This is a genomic window from Mucilaginibacter ginsenosidivorax (assembly GCF_007971525.1).
GTDB classification, from domain to species: domain Bacteria; phylum Bacteroidota; class Bacteroidia; order Sphingobacteriales; family Sphingobacteriaceae; genus Mucilaginibacter; species Mucilaginibacter ginsenosidivorax.
Genome location: NZ_CP042437.1, coordinates 3238698 through 3258811 on the forward strand (window position 1 = coordinate 3238698; position 20114 = coordinate 3258811).

Annotated in this window: 16 protein-coding genes and 1 tRNA gene; 4 read left to right on the forward strand and 13 right to left on the reverse strand. The window is 41.0% G+C overall.

Annotated features, from left to right (window positions below; genetic code table 11):
• Nucleotides 1-2: 2 nt before the first annotated feature.
• Both FSB76_RS13520 and FSB76_RS13525 read right to left on the reverse strand, forming a co-directional pair.
• Complete coding sequence (locus FSB76_RS13520) at nt 3-1067, reverse strand: ComEC/Rec2 family competence protein (RefSeq protein WP_147054136.1); 1065 nt, start codon at nt 1065-1067, stop codon at nt 3-5.
• Between the two features lie 133 nt (nt 1068-1200).
• A complete protein-coding gene (locus tag FSB76_RS13525; protein ID WP_225976506.1) occupies nt 1201-1743 on the reverse strand; it encodes a hypothetical protein in 543 nt (180 codons plus the stop codon).
• 452 nt (nt 1744-2195) lie between these two features.
• Here FSB76_RS13525 and FSB76_RS13530 point away from each other — a divergent pair, with 452 nt between their 5' ends.
• The 3 genes from FSB76_RS13530 to FSB76_RS13540 all read left to right on the forward strand — a co-directional run bounded on the left by FSB76_RS13530 (nt 2196) and on the right by FSB76_RS13540 (nt 5353).
• Nucleotides 2196-2462 carry a helix-turn-helix domain-containing protein gene (locus FSB76_RS13530; protein WP_147054140.1) on the forward strand — a complete coding sequence of 89 codons (267 nt, stop codon included), beginning with the start codon at nt 2196-2198 and terminating at the stop codon, nt 2460-2462.
• A 945-nt stretch (nt 2463-3407) separates the two neighbouring features.
• Nucleotides 3408-4304, forward strand: coding sequence for a tyrosine-type recombinase/integrase (locus FSB76_RS13535; RefSeq protein ID WP_147054142.1), 897 nt, complete (start codon nt 3408-3410; stop codon nt 4302-4304).
• Entirely contained in the window at nt 4301-5353 is a 1053-nt protein-coding gene (locus tag FSB76_RS13540) for a hypothetical protein (protein WP_147054144.1), read from the forward strand. The genes FSB76_RS13535 and FSB76_RS13540 overlap by 4 nt, the downstream gene beginning before the upstream one ends.
• A gap of 154 nt (nt 5354-5507) precedes the next feature.
• Here FSB76_RS13540 and FSB76_RS13545 read toward each other — a convergent pair whose 3' ends face one another.
• The 11 genes from FSB76_RS13545 to FSB76_RS13595 form a co-directional block, all read right to left on the reverse strand.
• Complete coding sequence (locus FSB76_RS13545) at nt 5508-6209, reverse strand: nucleotidyl transferase AbiEii/AbiGii toxin family protein (RefSeq protein WP_147054146.1); 702 nt, start codon at nt 6207-6209, stop codon at nt 5508-5510.
• Entirely contained in the window at nt 6167-6667 is a 501-nt protein-coding gene (locus tag FSB76_RS13550; protein ID WP_147054148.1) for a DUF6922 domain-containing protein, read from the reverse strand. Before FSB76_RS13550 ends, FSB76_RS13545 begins: the two co-directional genes overlap by 43 nt.
• 65 nt (nt 6668-6732) lie before the next feature.
• Nucleotides 6733-7953, reverse strand: coding sequence for a site-specific integrase (locus FSB76_RS13555; protein ID WP_147054150.1), 1221 nt, complete (start codon nt 7951-7953; stop codon nt 6733-6735).
• A gap of 251 nt (nt 7954-8204) precedes the next feature.
• A tRNA-Asp gene (locus FSB76_RS13560) sits at nt 8205-8278 on the reverse strand.
• Nucleotides 8279-8483: 205 nt separating this feature from the next.
• Complete coding sequence (locus FSB76_RS13565; protein WP_147054152.1) at nt 8484-10868, reverse strand: hypothetical protein; 2385 nt, start codon at nt 10866-10868, stop codon at nt 8484-8486.
• A 73-nt stretch (nt 10869-10941) separates the two neighbouring features.
• Nucleotides 10942-12129, reverse strand: coding sequence for a DUF4249 domain-containing protein (locus FSB76_RS13570; RefSeq protein WP_147054154.1), 1188 nt, complete (start codon nt 12127-12129; stop codon nt 10942-10944).
• Nucleotide 12130: 1 nt separating this feature from the next.
• Complete coding sequence (locus tag FSB76_RS13575) at nt 12131-13300, reverse strand: DUF4249 domain-containing protein (RefSeq protein ID WP_147054156.1); 1170 nt, start codon at nt 13298-13300, stop codon at nt 12131-12133.
• A gap of 2 nt (nt 13301-13302) precedes the next feature.
• Nucleotides 13303-14463: a DUF4249 domain-containing protein gene (locus tag FSB76_RS13580; protein ID WP_158642898.1), complete on the reverse strand. Its 1161-nt coding sequence runs from the start codon at nt 14461-14463 to the stop codon at nt 13303-13305.
• Nucleotides 14463-15629 carry a DUF4249 domain-containing protein gene (locus tag FSB76_RS13585; protein WP_147054160.1) on the reverse strand — a complete coding sequence of 389 codons (1167 nt, stop codon included), beginning with the start codon at nt 15627-15629 and terminating at the stop codon, nt 14463-14465. Before FSB76_RS13585 ends, FSB76_RS13580 begins: the two co-directional genes overlap by 1 nt.
• Before the next feature lie 5 nt (nt 15630-15634).
• On the reverse strand, nt 15635-18412 hold the full coding sequence (locus FSB76_RS13590; protein ID WP_147054162.1) for a TonB-dependent receptor: 2778 nt from the start codon (nt 18410-18412) through the stop codon (nt 15635-15637).
• Between the two features lie 88 nt (nt 18413-18500).
• The gene (locus FSB76_RS13595) at nt 18501-19247 is read right to left on the reverse strand and encodes a hypothetical protein (protein ID WP_147054164.1); all 747 of its coding nucleotides are present in this window, start codon (nt 19245-19247) and stop codon (nt 18501-18503) included.
• Between the two features lie 179 nt (nt 19248-19426).
• On the opposite strand from FSB76_RS13595, the gene FSB76_RS13600 reads away from it, so the two are divergent.
• Nucleotides 19427-20038 (forward strand): hypothetical protein, encoded by a 612-nt coding sequence (locus tag FSB76_RS13600; protein WP_147054166.1) that lies wholly within the window; start codon nt 19427-19429, stop codon nt 20036-20038.
• Nucleotides 20039-20114: the final 76 nt, after the last annotated feature.

Genomic DNA, 20114 nt, shown 5'->3' on the forward strand with positions numbered 1-20114 from the left:
CTTTAAGGTAATATACAAACATCATCAAAATATTCGGCATTCGCCGCCTCCAGTTCGGCGGCGGTGAATAGTAAGCCGCTGGTCGCTGTAATTTCCGACATTGGATAGTTAAAATACAATTTGATCCGCCTGGTTTTGTCACGCTTAGGATGGTATAGTATGCGCGAGATCGTTTCCCTATCTGGGTGCTTTGCCCGACCGTTTCCACCATTCGTCGAAAAAATAAAATTGCTGCAATCGATTATATCAAGCACTTCGGTTGAAGTATTGTTCTTGCTCCCGTGATGCGAAACTTTAACATAGTCGACTTTAAGGCGGTTGTTGGTATCATTATAACCGCGCGCGTTAAGACTCGCACTGATAACTTCCGGCCGCGAATCGGCCAGCAGCAATAAACTGAGATCCGGCGTTCGCAGGACAAAGGCGATAGACATCGCGTTGAACAGGTCGCGGTTGACCGTATTTGACGGACGGAACGGCATTGCTGCCAGTTCGGTTAGTGTCCCTTTCCTGACCTGGGAGGGTGCATTGTTTGTGATCGCTATAGCCGCCAGCTTTTCTTTATACTCCTGGGAAAGTTCCGGCCAGTTCGCTGCCACGGCATCCAGGATGGCAGGTGTGGGCGACAACATTTCAAAACACAATCCGTTCATGCACTGGTAACCCAGGTCTGTGGTTACCCGTTCGCTGAACTTATGCCGGGGTACTTTACGGTCAACCAGCCATTGCTCCAACACAACACCCTGGTCATATGTTATCAGTTCACCGGCCGGGCCGACAGGCAGCAGGTTGGCACAATTGACCCATAATTTTTTGGTGTCTATCTCGTTAAAGCGCGAGTTCTCGGCAAAGCTAATCAGCCCTCCAATATGGTCGGAATCGATATGAGTAAGTATCAGGAGGTCGATTATATGAATCTCTTTAAGGGCAGTCCGCAACGCGAAATTAAAAGTAGTGGGTGGCCCGCCGTCAATAAGGATAGTAAAAGAACGTTCCTTCAGATCAAAGGTCTTTATCAGGAAGCAATCACCGTGATAGGCTTTTAAGATTTGTAATTCGGTACGCAAAAGTGAAGTAAGGTTAGTATTATTCGTCTAAGCTATAAAAAATAGTAATTGAAATAATAATATTTCTTTGACAACCTTTTTTCGAGAGTCTTTAATACATAATATAACGATTTAATAATTTGAATAGAAATTATTAAACTCTTCTACGATATTTTGGCCAGTTATTCACCTGTCCAATCAATATTGTAGACTTTAACTTCGGATAATGTACTTCCACATATTCCTTAAAAGATTTGATCGTTTCCACATTATCCCATTCCCTCATCGTAAGGCAGAGCATTGGCCATTTTTTAGTGTGCATCATAAAGCTATATAATTGCAGATATGGCGGTGCCATTTGAAATGCTTGCTCAATAAGCTTATCATATAAAGACTTTTTAAGTACTTTTTTAAAATCCATGATCAGGTCATAAGTTACCAATTGAAGGGTACCCCATTTTATCAATTCCGCCATGTGTGGCATTTTCTTGTCATCAAAGAATAAATACAAGTAAGTGATAAAATCAAATTCCGTCACATCACAAAGGTCCTTACTGAAATAAGCATAGTTTTTTTTAAATGCATCCAACGAAAATCCGTCCTTCATTTTATCAATGACAAAACTGATCACTTCGTTTTCCTTTTCGATGACCTGTTCCATCTCAGGCCCTTTTATGCTACCATCTGGCTTTGCCATACTGTACCTGGGTTTGGAGAACAACTCGAAATAATAACTCTTAAAAAATATAGTCTTTCGCTCATAAGTTACCTGCACGTATAAGGGGTAGGTTAGCTGTCCGTGGAAGTCAACCTGCTTCAAACGATCATTCAAATATGTCTTGTAACTAATTTTATTCACCTTTTTAAAATACTATTTGATGCGATTTAACTGCTTTTGATGTTTGTAGCTTTTGATTAAACCGCAATACATAATCAGACTTAAACAAAAACGCTCAATCCTAATTATGACGTTTGCTGATTGAATATGTCAAAATTAATCATTTGTTTTGTTATATTTTATTTTGTCAAAACATTATTTTATATTTGTTTTAGATAAGAACTACTGCAATTAAATCAATTGCAGATTAAAACCCGCCAATCCCATAGGTCAGCGAATGGCGCGACGAACTATTTTATTAACTAAATTAAATGCGACCAAATGAATTAGTAACAACAGAGGCTCTGGATGCCTTCGAAAAAAGAATCCTGGAAAAAATTGAAGCTCTTCTTCAGCCTGAAAAAAGACCAGGCAAGCAGTGGTTAAAGAGCAAGGATGTGAGAAAACTACTGAATATCTCACCTGGTACTTTGCAAAATTTGCGTATCAATGGTACGCTTAGCTTCACTAAAATTGGCGGCATGATGTATTACAAGCTGGAGGACATTCAAAAAGTTCTGGAAGGAGGTAAACAATGACACCCGCTATAAAAATCAATAAATTTAAGGTGTACAATGAGCGGGTTATGAAAATGAAAGAAGACCCGAGTTTATTTATAAGTCATTCAAGCCTCTATAATGCTTTATTTATCTGTTTACAGCAGAATGATGGAATTACTCCTTTTTCAGTGAGTCGTAGGATACTGATGTCCTATAGCAATATTAGGTCTACCGATACCTATCATAAATGTATTAAGAAGTTGGTTGAATTAGGTTATATTAAATATAGCCCATCTTACCATCCTATAAAAGGCAGCCTGATTTCCTGGCAGGAGGAGGTATCTTGATATCTACCGATCTTACGATCGCGAGATCGGTAGATCTTGTAATCCGTAGATCTCACGATCACATTATCGCTAAATCTTGCGACCTGCAAATCTTGCGATCACGTTATCTGTCTATCTAAGTCCAAACTGGACAAGCCGTTTTTGAGAATCTCGAAAACGGCTTTTAAAATGCTTCCGGAAATCACTCTTTCAGTTTTACGAAGCATCAAATACTTTTAAATCATTATCAAAAAACCTGTTGCTTTTGTTACTGCAAGATGTCTTTTTGTATGACAAAAAGTCTCTTGCCCTCCCGGGAGGATTTAAAAAAATTCGCAACTCATTTTTTCGTGGAAGTCTTTAAAAATTTGCAGGAAAGCCTTGCCTCTAATTGATTAGATGGGTAACTACAAATAAATTAGTATCGTGAGATTACCTTACTCACCACTATCGCAAAGGTAGTCCAATCCGGAATAAAATGTCAAGGGTATACGAGCGAGCCGTATTGTTCGCTTTTAGCGGCTGGCTCGCCCTTGACATTTTATCCGGCTTTGCTTTTAGTTGCTTACACGGTGATTAAGGCTGTATTGTTCATAGCTGTCAAAAAAGAAAAAGAATTTAATAAAGTCGATATGTGCTATAAGCGCATGTTTGCCGGATGAAAATTAAAAAAAATAACAAATCCATTGGCTTGCTTTTTCAGCAGGCGCTCGACAGAAAACTTACATCCGACATCAGTAAACTGCATAGAGATAGCCTTCGTTATGCCTACAATCAGTTCATGATCTTTTTAGGGCCAGAAGGCCGTGAAATGTCAATCAAGAAATTAAAGACGTCTACAATCGAAGAATTCCTCCAACGTTACAATTCATCTCCAACGAGCTACATGAATAAAAGGCGTGAATTGAGCTCCCTTTTTAACGCGGCTACCCGACTAATCGATGAATCTTTAATGACGGTTAAGAAAACAGAAGTACAGAAAATCAAGCCTACACTTCATTTAGCTTATGAAAAGGATCAGCTAAAACCAGTGCTCAATTTTCTAAAAGCCAGGCAAATCAATCTTTATCGCTGCTGCCTGATGACCTATGGCTGCTTATTGCGCCCTCATGAGGAGATACGGCTACTAACTAAAAAGCATTTTAAGATTAACAACACCGAGATCCATTTAGATGGTAGTGAGAATAAGGGCGGCAAGATTCGGGTTGTCTATGTCCCCGATTATGTAAGGCACGAACTGGAACCTGTTCTTGACGGGATTAAAAGAGATGACAATATATTCAGTTTAATTAACGAGCCATTTAATGATGATTACTTCAGCAAACAATGGTCACGGGAAAAGAAAATATTATTGAGCCATGGATTGATATATCCTAAACAGACATTATATTCTTTTCGGCATACCGCTGCGATAGATGTATTTCGCCGTACGAAGGATGTTTATATGGTTCAGAAAATGATGGGACATTCATCAGTGCTTATAACGATGAAATATCTACGAAGCCTGGGTGAGTTTAACATGGATGAGTTAAAATCTGCAGCGCCAGTTTTATGATCAGATTTACACGTAAAGAAATCTACCAAATGGTATGGGAGCTACCAATGACAGAGATTGCTAAGAAATATAAGATATCGGATGTTGGTTTTCGTAAAATATGTCTGCGCATGAATATTCCTGTTCCCAAAACGGGTTCCTGGGCTAAAGTTAAAGCAGGGCATCATAGGCGCCAACCTAAGTTGCCGGCAAAGTGGGACGGACAAGATTTTATTGAACTCAAAGAACGACCTCATGAACAACCTGTTAAAAAAACTTCCGAACGAATAAAACTCGTTAAGGAAATAACTCAGAAGGAATTACCATTCAAGGTACCAGGACGGTTGACAAAACCTGATCCGTTAATTATAGCTGCAAAAGAAAGTTTGGAAAAATTGACTGATATCAATTATCCTGGAATGGCTGTAACCAAAAAAGGGCAACTGGACATTCGCGTGGCACCATCCAATATTGGGCGGGCACTTCGTTTTATGGATACGTTAATTAAGTGCGTGCGTGCCAGAGGATACATTTATGAAATAACTACTGATGGGAATTATATTGTTGTTGGTGAGGTAAAACTCAGGGTCAATTTTCGAGAACGAACAACCAAATTCAAGGTGGATAAGCCCTACCAGGAATATGAGTGGCGGCCAAATGGTAAGATAGTATTTCGACTTGATGACAGGTTAAAGTCCGAGTGGGGAGATTCAAAAACCAAACTATTAGAAGACCATCTGCCCCCAATAATGGCTAAGCTGGATATATCAGCTAAGCAAGAAGAGGAGTATTTAAAAAATGCGCGTATATGGCAAGAAAACTGGGAAAAGCAACGCAAACTTCAGGCAAAACATGATGCACACCAGCATGAAGAGCGAGAGAGTTTTAAAGAGTTACTAACGCAGGTAAAGCGCTGGAAACAAGCCCAGCTTATTCGAGAGTACCTTGCCGCAATACCCAGCCCTGACACCAACTGGCTTGATTGGGCCACGCACAAAGCAGATTGGCTCGACCCGATTGTAATGGCTGAAGATGAATGGATGACTGAAGGAGATAAGGATATCTTTTAACAGGAGTCGAGTCTTTAATTATAATTTAAAGAGGCTGAATCATCTATTATGATCAGCCTCTTTTTTTAGTTATCTCGCTATCTCTTTCTTCGCAAATTTGCGGAGAATAAATGCCGCATTCTCCGCATCATTATGAAATTGCAGTCCGTATCACTCATCTTCGATACCCGCCTCTGCCTCTTCCCGTATCTTCAGAATTATCATTACCCTCTCGATTAAATCCTGGGTTGTGTTGCATCCAATCATATTCGTACACTGCACTGTTAATACTACTTTTCACAATTTCCCATGTGAGCTTTTCGTCTTTAAGAATCACAGGAACAGATAAGTCAACTTCTCCATGATAAAGTAAGGCTAAACGTGCAATAACGAGATCAGCTTTTGGATACTTGATGTGATAAAAGTCCATTATATTCTCATAAGAAAACTTCTTAAGTAAATAATGTATATCTATGAAATCCTTGACTCTGCGTCCACTATTTACAATTGCGTTTATTTTCATAGCAGCTATATCTTCTAAAGACATTATTCGAATACCTTCTTGTGGATCTATATTTCTAATCGTTGGATATTTATGACTTATTATGTCAAAGTCAACATTTAATATACTTCCGCTAATATAATTGCCACTTTGCCGTTTGATCCGGGCATCATAATGTGTTTTTAAGTGATCTGCTAATTGCGCAGAGTCAAAATCACCTGAATTAAATAGATCAATGTCTATCGATTCCCGGTGTCCCATTTGTAGTGCCATAGCCGTTCCACCGACAAGATGAAATGAATTAATTTGCTGATCTCGCATCAGCTTTTTAATTAGATCCAGTGTCCCTGGTTTAACTGTTTCTTTGTGTAACATTTGAGCTCTTTTTTGCTCAATTGAAAATATTCACAAACAAGGTCAGTTGTCATATCAGTCAGATAAGTAATTTCCTCTTTCAGTGCGTAGATAACATTATCATGGCCATAAAATCGTATCAACTCCTTCCAATCAGATTCGTCGCCTTTATCAAGCACCCGCTCCATAATCGTCAGCCTTGACCTTCTCCAATCAATTTTATCAAAATCAAAATCCCAGAATAATACAGGCGGCAGGTTAGGCCTGGTGACTTTTTGTATCAATGGCTGCCGCTCTATTTTAACATCGTCATTTTCAAATGGGATTTTTTTTTTGGAAAGGTAATTATTGAGGGTATGATAATTAAAATCAGGGTAGCTGTCGCAAAAACCTTTAAGACTTGAAAATACATCAATATCGATTCCTGCAAAGCGTTTCCAATGCACTAATACTACTCTTTTATTGATCTCTTTTATCATACCCAAAATTAACTAAAAACTATACGAACTGCCTAATATTTGTGAATATTTGTCAATTGATGGTTTTAATTAATTGCCGACAACTTAACTTTAAGTGCGGCCATATCAGAACTGATCTTATGATCCATTACCTTAGCATAGATTTGTGTGGTCTTGATGCTGGTGTGCCCCATCATCTTAGCTACACTTTCTATCGGAACGCCATTATTAAGCGTTACGGTCGTGGCAAACGTATGCCGGGCAATATGGAAAGTCAGTAGTTTGGAAATGCCGCACAAGTCGGCTATCTCCTTTAAATAGGCATTCATTTTTTGGTTACTCATCACCGGTAGCAAAAGGTCATCGACAATGCATTGCGGGTTGTCTTCATATTTTTCAATAACTTTTAATGCGGCCGGCAAAATGGGAATGCGGGATAAAGTATCTGTTTTTTGACGGTTGGTATGGATCCATAGATCGCCGTCGATTCCCTTAGTCATTTCTGAACGTTTAAGCTTTTTAACATCGACATAAGCAAGCCCGGTATAGCAGCTAAACAGGAAGATGTCCCTAACCAATCGCAGTCTGTCTACGGGAAATTGCTTTTCGGCAATAGCTGTCAATTCTTCTTTAGTCAGCACAACCCGATGAACTTTCTTTGTTTTTGGTTTATAATTGAGATAAGGATCAACAGTAAGCCAACCGTTACCCAAACAGATACGGACAATCTTGCCTAAGTTTTTGATATACTTAATCGCAGAATTGTTCGCACACTTGCGCACGCTCCGCAGATAGTATTCAAAGTCATTCAGGAATTCAAAATTGATTTTAGTAATAGGTATATCAGATACATTGTGCTGCCATTGCATAAAATCTTTGGTATGCATTAAAGCTGTTTCATAACGCTGGAACGTACTCTTTTCGAATTCCTGCCCTACCAGGCTACGCATCTTTTGATTGTGGTCTTCAAAAACAGTAATTAAAGTGCGTGCCTTTCCAGTTTTACCAATAAAACGATTTTTTAGACTTTCGGCGGTAACCATTTCATTGTTTGCAGTCATCCAGCGATGGAAATCCTGAGCTTTGGCTTGTAAGGTGTCGAGATAAGAGTTGAGGGTACGAACGTCTTCTTTGGTGCCGATAGCACGGCCCGCTTGTGTATTCCAGCGGGAAGGTTCGCAAGTTTTACCAGTTGAGGCTTCAGCTCTTTGGCCGTCAACGGTAAACCGCAGATAAATGGCCACTGGGCCATTCTTGTAGGTAGAGCGCTTCTTTAAATAAAAAAGCAAATTGATGTTAGTTCTCATTACAAATGAATTAAATAGTGAAACAAAATTGATTATTCCATCACTTGCAATCAAGATGTTCACTCGCTGAACATCTTCTAAATCAGTTACTTATGGTGTTTCTGGTGAGCATCTTTTTAGCTTTAATATGCTCACCGAATTGCTCACCTTTTTTATGCTAAAACATGCATATTTTGGTGTTTTTTGGCAAACAAAAAAGCCTGTAAATCGATGATTTACAGGCTTTTAGGCAATTTTGACATTGTTTTCAGCGGAATGGACGGGACTCGAACCCGCGACCTCCTGCGTGACAGGCAGGCATTCTAACCAGCTGAACTACCACTCCGTTTGGGTCTGCAAATATACGCACCATTTTGGTTTACACAAGTGGTTTTTTAAAAAACATTGGTTTAATCGCTTTTATTGGCTGTTTCATCTATTTCGCAATGTTAATGTCGACTTTTATACACGACATAACTATCTTAATATCAACGCAAAAAGGGACGACCTTATCGGTCATCCCTTTTAAAATTTTCTTAAAATTTATTTTTTTATTTTACTTCAAAGCTAAAATACTGCGCGCCGACGTCGCCTTCTTCGCTTATTCCCTGCACCGATACCACGTATTTTCCCTTCTGATCGGAAGTATAAAAGGATACCTGACCCTTTCCAACCGTGTTTGTATTTACATCTGGTGACCAAAATAACAAGTTCCTAAAGTCGGGCACACGACTATTAGTTGCCTTTTCGGTATCGTAAACCGGCGAATAAAACTCGCGTTTTAACTGTAAGCCTTCATAGTCTAAAACTACGGCGTGGGGGTCTATTTCTACGCCTCCAAGGTCTCCTTTGTAGGTAGTGAAGCTGAATACTCCTTCATTTACAGTGGGGCCGTAAAAATATCTGTCTCTTACTACCTCCAGTTTTCGTACCTTCAATGGGTCAATAGCCATCACCTTATCAATATTAAATACGGGCACATCATCCAGTAAAACAATAGGATCGCCGTCTAAAAACCCCTTTTCGTTTAATACTTTAATGTGGTATCTGCCCTTTGAGCGCACTATATTGTCTTCTCTCACATATTCGCGCAGTACTTCTTCCATTGTGGTAAACCGGGTGTAGTTATCCAGCAGGTAGGTTTTATAAGGCTGTGCAAAAAAACCAGAGCTATCTACACCCGGATCATAAAACCGTTTGATTTTATTAAGGGCGTATATATTTTGTACCTGCATGCCCAGGCTGTGCTGCTCTAAGGCTTTTTGCAAATCGGCAGTCAAGGTTAACTGAGGTATTGTACGTTTACTGTATTGCTCCGAAAACGGGCTCAAAACATCAATCCGGTAGGTTGAATCTTTCTCGGAATTAGTTTGAGCAACTACTTCGCCCGGACCAAATAACTGTTTTGTATTAAACACAAGATGGCCTGATGAATCGCTTCTGGATGCGTACAATTGTACCCTTTTGCCAGGCACACTCAAATACGCTACGATATCCTTTGCCGGTGCCCCCGTTAGCGTGTTGGTTATTTTCGCGTTTATCAGGTGGTCATTATACTCTGGCAAAAAGTTAAATGACGACGAGCCTCCATTTACAATATTATTCCATTGAAACCTGCGCCAGCCCTGCGACAGCATCAAATTATCCATGGCGGCATCAGTTTCGGCATTTTGATTTTTGACATAATAGCCTGCCGATTCTATATTGCCCCTCAAATCCGATCGAAGCCACAGGTAGCTAAATATATCATCGGCATCCATTTGTTGCAATGAATCTACCCGGTAAACCGAGAGCGACAAATTGGCCAACACGGAAGTTCCTTTCGCTCCTTTGGTACCCAGGTTAATATTTACTTTTTTTCGTGTAGCATATTGGGGCTGATCGGCAGCCGCATCTACTTGTAATAGCTGCTTAGGGCGTTTAAAATAGAGTCGTTCACATACCGGCTGTTTGGCGTTGTTAAAAATAGTTATATGCGATACGCCTTCGCCCAATTTGCTTTTATCTATGCTAAACGTAGCTACTCCGGAGTTAAGCGAAGCACTCAAAGCAGCTTTAACCAATTGCCTGGTGTGCGCAAAAAGGAATATTTCGCCGCCACCTGTATTGCTGTTCACGGTAACCTGTAAATCGGGTCCGTTATCCTTTAGCTGCATTACATAGCCCTGGCTGCTAACTATGGGCAATTCCTTAACCAGTTTATTACCCTGGCTGGTTTTAACAATGGCCTTATAGCTGTTATTTACTACCGGCGTAAATGTAAAACTGCCTATACCAAACTTTAGTGGCTCAAAACGCGCCACGGTATCGTTATGCTGATCAATAACAGCACCGCGGTATACCGCCACACCATTGCCATTTGGCGCTGTAACTTTAAAGGCCACCTTGCTGCTTAAACCGGCTACAAGACTTCCGCCTTCGGGGAAAAACTGCAGGTCGTAAGCAGCGGCTGTTTCTTTTACCGGGGCATCCGGCGACTTCAACGGGTTTACAATGGTGATGTTTTTTTCGAAATAATAGTCGGGGCTGAAATTTTTCATCCAGTTGGTATACGCCCGCAGCGTATAATTGCCGTTGCTTACCGATACGGGGATATATAGCGAGCCATTACCAGTGCCATAATTCGCGGCTATTTTGGCTTGCATAATGGCATTGTGGGCATTATCTATAACATCAACATAAACTACCTTGCTCAAGTTTAATAATTGATGAAAGGACGCATCAACACTATAAGTTTTAAACCAAATAATTTCGCCTGGCAGGTACACGCTTTTATCAGTGTGTACATATATTTTTTCCTGCACGCTACGCTGCCGGTATTGGTTAAAGCCGTTTTTTACCTGTTCAATTACTTGTGCAAAACCCACTGTTTGTGCAAGCAATAAAATCAAACCCGACGAGATTATAATTTTAATAGTTCTGTTATGTTTTCCCATAGCTAAAAGCTGGTTTGTTTAATAATTATGTAAGCGGCATTCCGTTGCCGTTGTTATCGTTTTTATTTGTGTGCTATGGCTTCCAGAATGGGGGAGGTAATGACTTACCTCTTATCCGGCAATCGGTACATTCAACCGTTGAATATGTATAGCCAATTAAGACATTCATATTTACAATTGACGAAACCGGTATTGCACTGCCGTCAATTATAATTAGCTGCACCTCGTGCTGCATTGTTTTAGGGTTATAAAAAAGGGCTGTATCTGCCGAGCAGTTGTATGGGTAAACGGGGTACCATTCTGCGGGTAATTGACTGTTGTTGATAAAAATCCGTTTGCGCTGGATATTGGTGATGGTTATGAACCCGATAACCGGTTCATTAGGATTGGTTATACTGTGAATATTACCCTGTAGCTGGGATGGCTGCGCATCAAAAATACTTCCAAGTTGTTCGGTATTTTTTCGGATATTTTCCCAAAACTCATATGCCTCTTTTGTTAAGCCGTACTGGTTTAATAAAATGGAGTACCGTATCGAGAGTTTCTCGGCGGTAGAGGGTATTTGTATTATAGGGGTTTGGAATATAACATCTGAACTCAGCTTAGCGGATGATGCAATAACCGTGTTACTTGAGGTATCGCCCGTATAACAATAATACATCGCTTCATTCTGCCTTCTGGTCCTTATTGCTTTAGTATCAGGATCCACAATAAAGCCCGATTCGTACCTGGCATGAAACTTCCATGCCTCGGCATAATCCCAGCGGTAATAGCGTGTATTATTGGTGGCGTCATGGGTGTTAACATAAATATTCAGGTTGCCACCTTTGGGTGCAAAGCCGACGCTGTCGATAGGAGGTGTCTTTTTCACCGCGATATAATCGGAGGCATATTCCTTACTGTTCCCCGAAATATGTAGCCTGTATTTCTTTGTTTGGTCAAGTGTTAGCACTGCCGCCGAAGCGTATTTTCCGCTTTGACCGGGTACCTCTTTCAATTCGGCAACATTTGCACCGCCTTCATCCTGAATATTAACAGTATAGCCCGCCAGTCCCGATGTTTTTACGTTATCGCCGAGGTTTACGGTCTCGCTCAGCTTAATCACCGTAACGCTATCGCCAACGTCAATTACCCCTTCTACCACCAGGTAATGATTTGGGGTGCTTATAATAGATGGATTATATGGCTTTTTACAGCCGATAACTACTATACCAGCCAAAATCAACAAACACCATATACTCGGTTTCTTTATCTTATTCATATTATTCTGTCCAAAATGGGGGGGCTTCTGTCTTTCCTCTTAACCTGCAATCAACACAATCAAGGGTTGATGCTGTATATCCAAGTACCACATAAGAATCCTTTAATATTGTTGTTATTGGTATAAGCGGTCCTTCAAGTATCAATACCTTAACATCATTTTGCTTGCTGTTAGGATTTTGAAAAAGAGCCGAGTCAAGCTCACAGCTGCCTTTATAATCGGGCTGCCATGAAGCGGGCAAGGCGCTGCTTGATATATATATCCTTTTACTTTGCATGTTGGTTACGCTTATGTACCCTATCACTGTCTCGTTAGGGTGTGTAACACTGTGTATATTACCTACCAATTGCGATGGCTGCGCGTCAAATATGCTGCCTAATTGCTCGGTGTTCTTTTTTATGTTTTCCCAAAAGTCGTATCCCGCTTTTGTAAGCGCATATTGTTTTAAAAGGATGCTGTATTTAATTCCCAGTTTCTCTGAATTAGGCGGTATCAAAATAACCGGATTTTCAAATATTACATCCTGGGTCAGCTTGGCCGACGATGCCAAAATAATAGTGCTCGATCTGTCTCCTGCATAGCAATAGTAGATGCCCTCATCGCTGCTCCGCGGAACGATAGCGCCATTTTTAACCACCAGGCCCGAGTTAAATGCCGAGTGAAAACGCCATGCTTCTTCATAGGCCCAGCGATAATATCGGGTATTATTGGCCGGGTCATGCGTGTTCGAAAAAATTTGCAATCCTTTGCTGCCTATCTTATAGTTCACACTATCAATAGGTGGGTTAACCTTTACGCCCTCATAATCAGAAACATATTCATTGCCTGGCATCACTATATGCAGACGATATTTTTTTGTTTTATCAAGATTTAATGCTGCAGCGTAATAACGCCCTGGCTGATACTGCTGTTCCTGTAGCGGCATACTAACGCCGCCTTCTGCTTCAACAGATACCTGTGCGCCGCTTTGAAACGTTGTTGTATCATGCGTGTTGAGATTCACGGTTGTGCTTAAGGTTATTATTGTCGAATCGCTGCCACTGTCAATATTCCCCTCAACCACCAGGTAGCTTTTGTTATTGGTTATCACCGGCGGAGCATACGGTTTTCTGCAGCCGGCAGCACACCAGGCCGTTAATATCAAAATCCATATATGCTTGTTTCCTTTCATATTCAGTTTTGCCAAAAACCTGGTGCGTTAACATTTCCTCTCACTCTGCAGTCGGTGCACTCTACCGTTGATGCCCGGTATCCTATTACCTGGCCCAGACTATCCAATACGCTTAATGTTGGTATTAAGCCGCCTTTTAAAATAAAAAGGGCTACATCATCCTGGCGGGTATTGGGATTAGCAAATAGGTAGGCATTATTTTCGCACCCTGTCAAATCTATATTCCACTCATCCGGTAAAACATTTTTTGATATAAAAATTCTTCGGCTTTGCATATTGGTTACACTTACATAGCCAATTACCGGTTCGGCGGGGTTGCTTATGCTATGAATATTGCCAACCAACTGTGATGGTTGCGCATCAAATATGCTGCCGAGTTGCTCTGTGTTTTTCTGAAGGTTTTCCCAAAATGCGTAGGCGCCTTTGGTTAAGGCATATTGTTTCAGGCGTATGCTATATTTTATCTCCAGCTTCCCGGAGTTTGGCGGAATCAACGTAACCGGGTTTTGGGATATTACATCCTGCAATAGCTTTTCTGAGGATGCCAAAACAATATTACTTGATCTATCACCGGCATAACAATAATAATACATCTCATTGGCGTCTCTAAAAGTTACCTTTCCGTTTTTAACAATGAGGCCGGAATTAACGGCCGCATGGAATTTCCAGGCCTCTTCGTACTCCCATCTGTAATAGCGCGCGTTATTGGTAACATCATGCGTATTTGAGTTTATTTGCAGGCCGGCACCTGTTATCTTATAACTAATGCTATCAATTGGAGGCGTTAATTTAACGGGCTCATAATCCGATGCGTATTCATCCCCCCCGGTTTTAATATGCAAACGATATTTTTTTGCCTTATCAAGGTTCAATCCAATAACCAGGTAACGGCCTTTAAATTTACTCAGCGGGTAACTCGCGCCATCCTCCCGTTCTACCGCTACTTCGGCAGCCGAATCAATTAAAAGCGATGTTTTGTTGGCGATATTTACTGTCCTGCTCAATGTTATCAGGGTCGAATCGCTACCGCTGTCAATTACACCTTCAACTACCAGGTAGCTGGCCGGAGCCAATACCGCCGGTGGTGCATACGGCTTTCTGCACCCGGCCATCATTGTTGCCGTAGTCATAAAATACCATATGTAGCTGTTTTTTACTATCATTAAAACTCCCAATAAGGTGGCGCAGTTGTTTTCCCTTTTAAAGTACAATCCGAACATTCAACTGATGCGGCTTTGTAGCCAATAATCTGCCCGGTAAACGGATTCAGTATAGCTTCCAGGGGGTTCAGATGAAGCTTAATAATAAAAAGTTCAACATCATTCTCCCCGTTATTATTTAACAAATAGCCCAGCTTTTCACACAACCCGTCGTCAGGAACGTACCAGGTATAAGGCACCCTGTCGTTATCAACAAAAATTCGTTTACGCTGTGTTGTGCTTATGCTTACAAACCCGATAACCGGTTCATCGGGGTTTGTTACGTTATGAATATTTCCCTTTAACTGCGAGGGCTGCGCATCAAATATACTGCCCAGCTGTTCGGTGTTTCTTCGTATGTTTTCCCAAAATTGATATGCTTCCTTTGTAAGCGCATATTGTTTTACCTGGATGCTGTATTTTATAGTGAGTTTTTCTGATGATGGCGGCACCACGGTAATCGGAGCATTGGCAATTACGTCCTGCGTCAGTTTTTCTGATGATGCCAAAATGGTATTAGACGATTTATCGCCCCGGTAACAATAATAAATCATCTCATCTTCCCGGCGCGGCACTATTTCGCCGTTTTTTACAATCAATCCCGAATTAAACCGTGCGTGAAACTTCCAGGCCTCCTCATAAGCCATCCTGTAATAACGCGTACTATTAGTAGCATCATGGGTGTTTGAATTGATTTGTAAACCGCTTGATGTTACTTTATAAGTTACACTATCAATAGGAGGGGTTGGTTTAACAGGCACATAGTCTGATGCGTATTCCTGCCCGCCGCTTGTTCTGATATGCAGGCGATACTTTTTTGTTTTATCAAGATTTAACCCGATAGCAAGATAGCGCCCGGCCTTAAACTCGTTTAACGAATAGCTTGCGCCTGCCTCGCTTTCAACTGTTAAACGTGCACTGGTTTCTGTTGCCAGCGAGGTGGTATCTGAAAGGTGCACCGAGTTACTCACCGTTATAATTGTCGAATCGGCGCCGGGATCAATAACACCCTCAACTACCAGGTAACTACCGGGGGCCGATACCGGGTTTGGCGCATACGGTTTACGACAGGCCGGCGTTGTTGCGGTAAGTAATATCAAATAAACCATATAGTTGCCCCCCCTGCACATATTGTTTAAAACCTGATGTTATAGTTGATAAACGGAATTGGCCTGGCAAAAATAGACAGCTTGTACCCGCTTATTACGCCTCCCTGTTCGGTAAAATAGGTAGAATATGCATTTTGCCGACCGGTTAAATTATATACCCCTATGGTGAACGAGTTATGTGTAAGCTGATGCACTTTGTGATTACCCTCAATGTTCATCGAAAAATCTGAACGGAAGTAATCAGGGATACGGTACTGGTTCCTGTCAGAATAATATACCCGTTCCGATCCGCCGTACTCATATTTGGCCACCGGTAATGTAATAGGCCTGCCGGTGCTATAAGTAAGATTTAATGACACGCTAAACCTGTGCGAAAACCGGTAGTTGCCAATGAAGTTAAAATCATGCGGTTTATCAAAATTGGCCGGGTAGTAGGCGCCGCCGTTAATGAGCTCGCCTTCGTTAGGGTTGGTTTGCCTTAAAAAAGTGCGCGAATAGGTATAGCTTATCCATCCATTGGCCTTGCCTGTAGTTTTCTTCAGCAAAAACTCAATACCATAGGCCTTGCCTTCGGTACCCAATACATCATTTTCAATATGGTGGTTTAATACCAGGTTGGCGCCGCTACGGTAATCCAGGTAATCCCTTAGTCTTTTATAATAAATTTCGACAGATGTTTCAATGGTGTTTGCTTTCATGTTGTGGTAAAGGCCAAGCGATACCTGGTCGCCGTATTGTGGTTTGATATTCGGGTCGCTCAGTTGCCAAACATCGGTAGGGGCAATGGCCGTTGTATTTGATAATAAATGGATGTATTGCCTTAACGTATTGTAACCGCCCTTTAAAGAAGTATTATCGCCCAGCTGGTAACGCGCCGACAAGCGAATCTCGGGTCCCGAATATGTTTTAATAAACTTACCGCTGCTATAATTGGTACTATCCAGCAGGTTTGAGGTTGTTTTTGGCAAATTAGGTGCATAGTTATAAACCAATTGCGGCCCCAGGAAATTATATATAGAATACCTGATGCCTCCGCTTACCGAAAAGTCTTCTGTAAAATCATACTTATCGCCCAGGTACAAGGCGCTCTCCAAAGCCTGCTGCGCCGGGATAACATCGGGCGCTACCAGTGACTTGGGGTTATTGGGCTGAAAGTTGCCGGGATGAAGCTTATAAAAAATAGAGCTTAGGCCAAAATCAATAGTGTTTTTACGATTAAGATAATAGGTAAAATCGGCTTTAAAGTTGGTTTGGTTAATGTCGAAATTAAGCTTGTAAGCATTTACCGGGTTATCATAGCTGGCAATATCATATTGATACCTGTCTACACCGGCGCCTATTACACTAAACAGCTTATCGTTAAAATTATGCTTCCATTTAATATTGGCGTTACGGTTGCTGTACCCGTAAGATGTATCGCTGTTTAACTTAAATTTATCTTTGCTCAGGTAGGTGGTTACATAAATATTATTTTTTTCATTTATCTGGTGACTGATGTCGAGGTTTAAATCGTAAAACGATGCCTGGCTGTGTTTATAAGCCTCGGGAAGCAATTTCAGCAACCAATCAGAGTAGGTGGTACGGCCACCAAACGAAAACGACGTTTTATCTTTAATAATAGGCCCCTCTACATTAAGCCGGCTGGTTATTAAACCAATGCCTGCCGAACCGGTAAACTTCTTTTTATTGCCTTCGCGGTTGGTAACATCCAATACTGACGATAGGCGCCCTCCAAATTTTTCCGGAATGCTGCTTTTATAAAGCTCAATATCTTTTACGATGTCGGGGTTAAATGATGAGAAAAAACCAAAAAAATGCGAGGGATTATAAATCGTAGCATCATTCATTAAAATAAGGTTCTGATCTGCCGATCCGCCACGTACGTTAAACCCGGTTGTAGCCTCGCCTACTGATTGTACCCCTGGCAGCGTTAATACAACCCTCAACACGTCGGCCTCGCCAAATACGGTTGGCACCTGTTTAATACTCTTGATATCAAGCCGGTTTACACCCAATTGCACATTACGTACGTTGGCAACTTTCTCGGCCGATATTTTTACTTCCTTCAGGCTGGTAACCTGCTCTTTCATTTCTATAATCAGCTTCCCATCAGAGTAAAGTACAATTTGCCTGCGGGTATCACGCATGCCAAGGCCACGGATGCTCAAAATCTGGCGGCCTTTGGGCAGGCTAATGGTAAAATAGCCAAATTGGTCTGTCGCTACCCCTGTTTTGGTATTGGTAACAAAAATGCTCCCCCCAATTACCGCCTCGCCAGATTTACTATCGCGAACATAACCCGATAGCGTTGCATTGCCGGTACCAATTGTGTTAGTTTTATTACCTATCTCATATAATTTATTTTCTGTAGTCGCCTCCGGAATAATCTTTTCTTTCTGATCGGTAAATTCTGCTACAGTTGTAGTTACGTTGTTCTTTACGGTTTCCGGACCTTGTTTAATTCCAAAAAAGCCAGCAGCAAGCGATGGTTGTATCTCGCGGCCTTTGGTTAAAAACACCTGGCCTTCAGCGGTTATTGCGTAACGAAACACCGTGTTTTTTAACGCGGCATCAAGCACGGCGTTAACCGGCTTATTATCTAACTTAACGGTTACTTTTAAACTATCAAATAAGGCTGGTTCATAATAAAAATGATAGCCGGTTTTGGCTTCAATTTCGGTAACAAACTGCTCAATAGTAGCTTGTTGTACGTTTACGCTAATTGTTTTAACTGCCGTTTGCTGGGCATTGCCAACCTTCATCAGGATCAAAAAACAAAAAGTAAAAAAGTAAATTTTTTTCATTCGCATATTTATTTCTCGCAATATCCTGAACTGGGTTAAGGTTTTAACTACTATCTATTAGTTGGATACTACAGGTATGAAAGCTTTCTTATTTTGATAATTGATCGTATTGGGCGGCTATTAAATACATCGCTTTTTCCGGGTTATCTTTAAAACTAATTTTATTTGCCTTTATATACTGCTGCAATTCTTTTTTCTTGTCTTTCAATGCATTCAGGAAAGCACCTTGTCCGCCTGTACTATAGTAATTATTGCCTTTTTTTAAATAGTAATGCTTTTTAGCTTCTGTAAAAAAAGTTTCGAGCGTAGTTTGCGTTGATATACTCTGTATACTTTTTGTCCACTTAACTAAAACCTGCAGGTTGCCGCCATATATCTCTTCATATAAGCCCGAACTTATAGACGATGCCTGGTTTGTCGAATCGGCCGCGACGTATACAAAATGATGGCTAAGCAAATCGAAACTCTGTAACCTGGAGTTTATTAATGAATATTTAGAAAAGCCGTTATATAGTAGGGTTACAACAAGGTCTTTGTTGATATCGTACATCATTGGCACGTTTGCGTAAAATATGCCATCGTAATTAACCGAACCGGTTTTGAACGCGTTTACATCTAAAAAACAAGCATTGCCTTTAATTAAAGGATCATAAAATTCATATTCGGGACCGTTATAGAGGCGCGACATTTGGCCGATAGACGTATTGTAAGCATCAACTACATGGCCAATGGCGATTTTTTGCATCGTACTGTCATCCGTTACTGTTTGTCCAAAGGCACGGCCACTTATATAAGTGAAGACGATAAAAAAGCACAGGAATGGTTTATTTATCATTTAGGTTTTATAAAAAGGAAATGTACATTACTTTTAATTAATAATCAAACCCCGCACCTGAAAAGATAATCCGATGCGCATGATGTAGTGATTATGTTACAATTGTAAGTACAACAATATAATACGCAATGATGAAACCGTTTGTAACAGTGACTGTTAAATGTTTATAATTTATAGTTATGAATGATGGTTATCATAATATCCCGGAACAAACAGAAGGCGGAATGACCGACTTTATCCACTTTGCAGACCTTGATACACGAGAGGAGGCGCATAACCTTTTCCTGCTGGCTAAAAACAGGCTGAAAGATATCTCTAACTGGCACCAGTTTGCCGGGCCGGCCTCCTCAAAGTTTTCACTTACCGACGCGCAGGGAAATGAGTTATACCGTATGGCCGAAAAAGGAGATCATTTTTATGTAGACCTGCCTGCTCCTGGCTCGATAGCAGGAGGGGGGCTTGACTGGGTAATGATTGAAAGCATCCGGGAATTTGAAAACGCGGGTTCGGAGAGTGAATTTATAGCTATTACTGTGCGACCAGTAGCAAATCCCAGGAATCCGGGTGAAGCCATTGCCAATTTTTACGATCATAGCGCCACCAATACTTTTATTGTTGAGCGGTACTTAAACCACGTTAGCGCAGCAGTACATGGACGAAACGAAGTGATCAATAACTCCGATACCAATTTATACGATAGCATCCGTAATACTATTATTGCACTTACTGCCCGCAAGGGACTATCAGGCCCACAATGGAAAGCGCTTGTAGAAGGCTTGCTAAAGGATTGAATCGGACGGGCATCGCCCGGAATGAAAATAGCTTTGTCACTGCGCTCGTGGTAAGCATTTTTACCAGCTATTGATA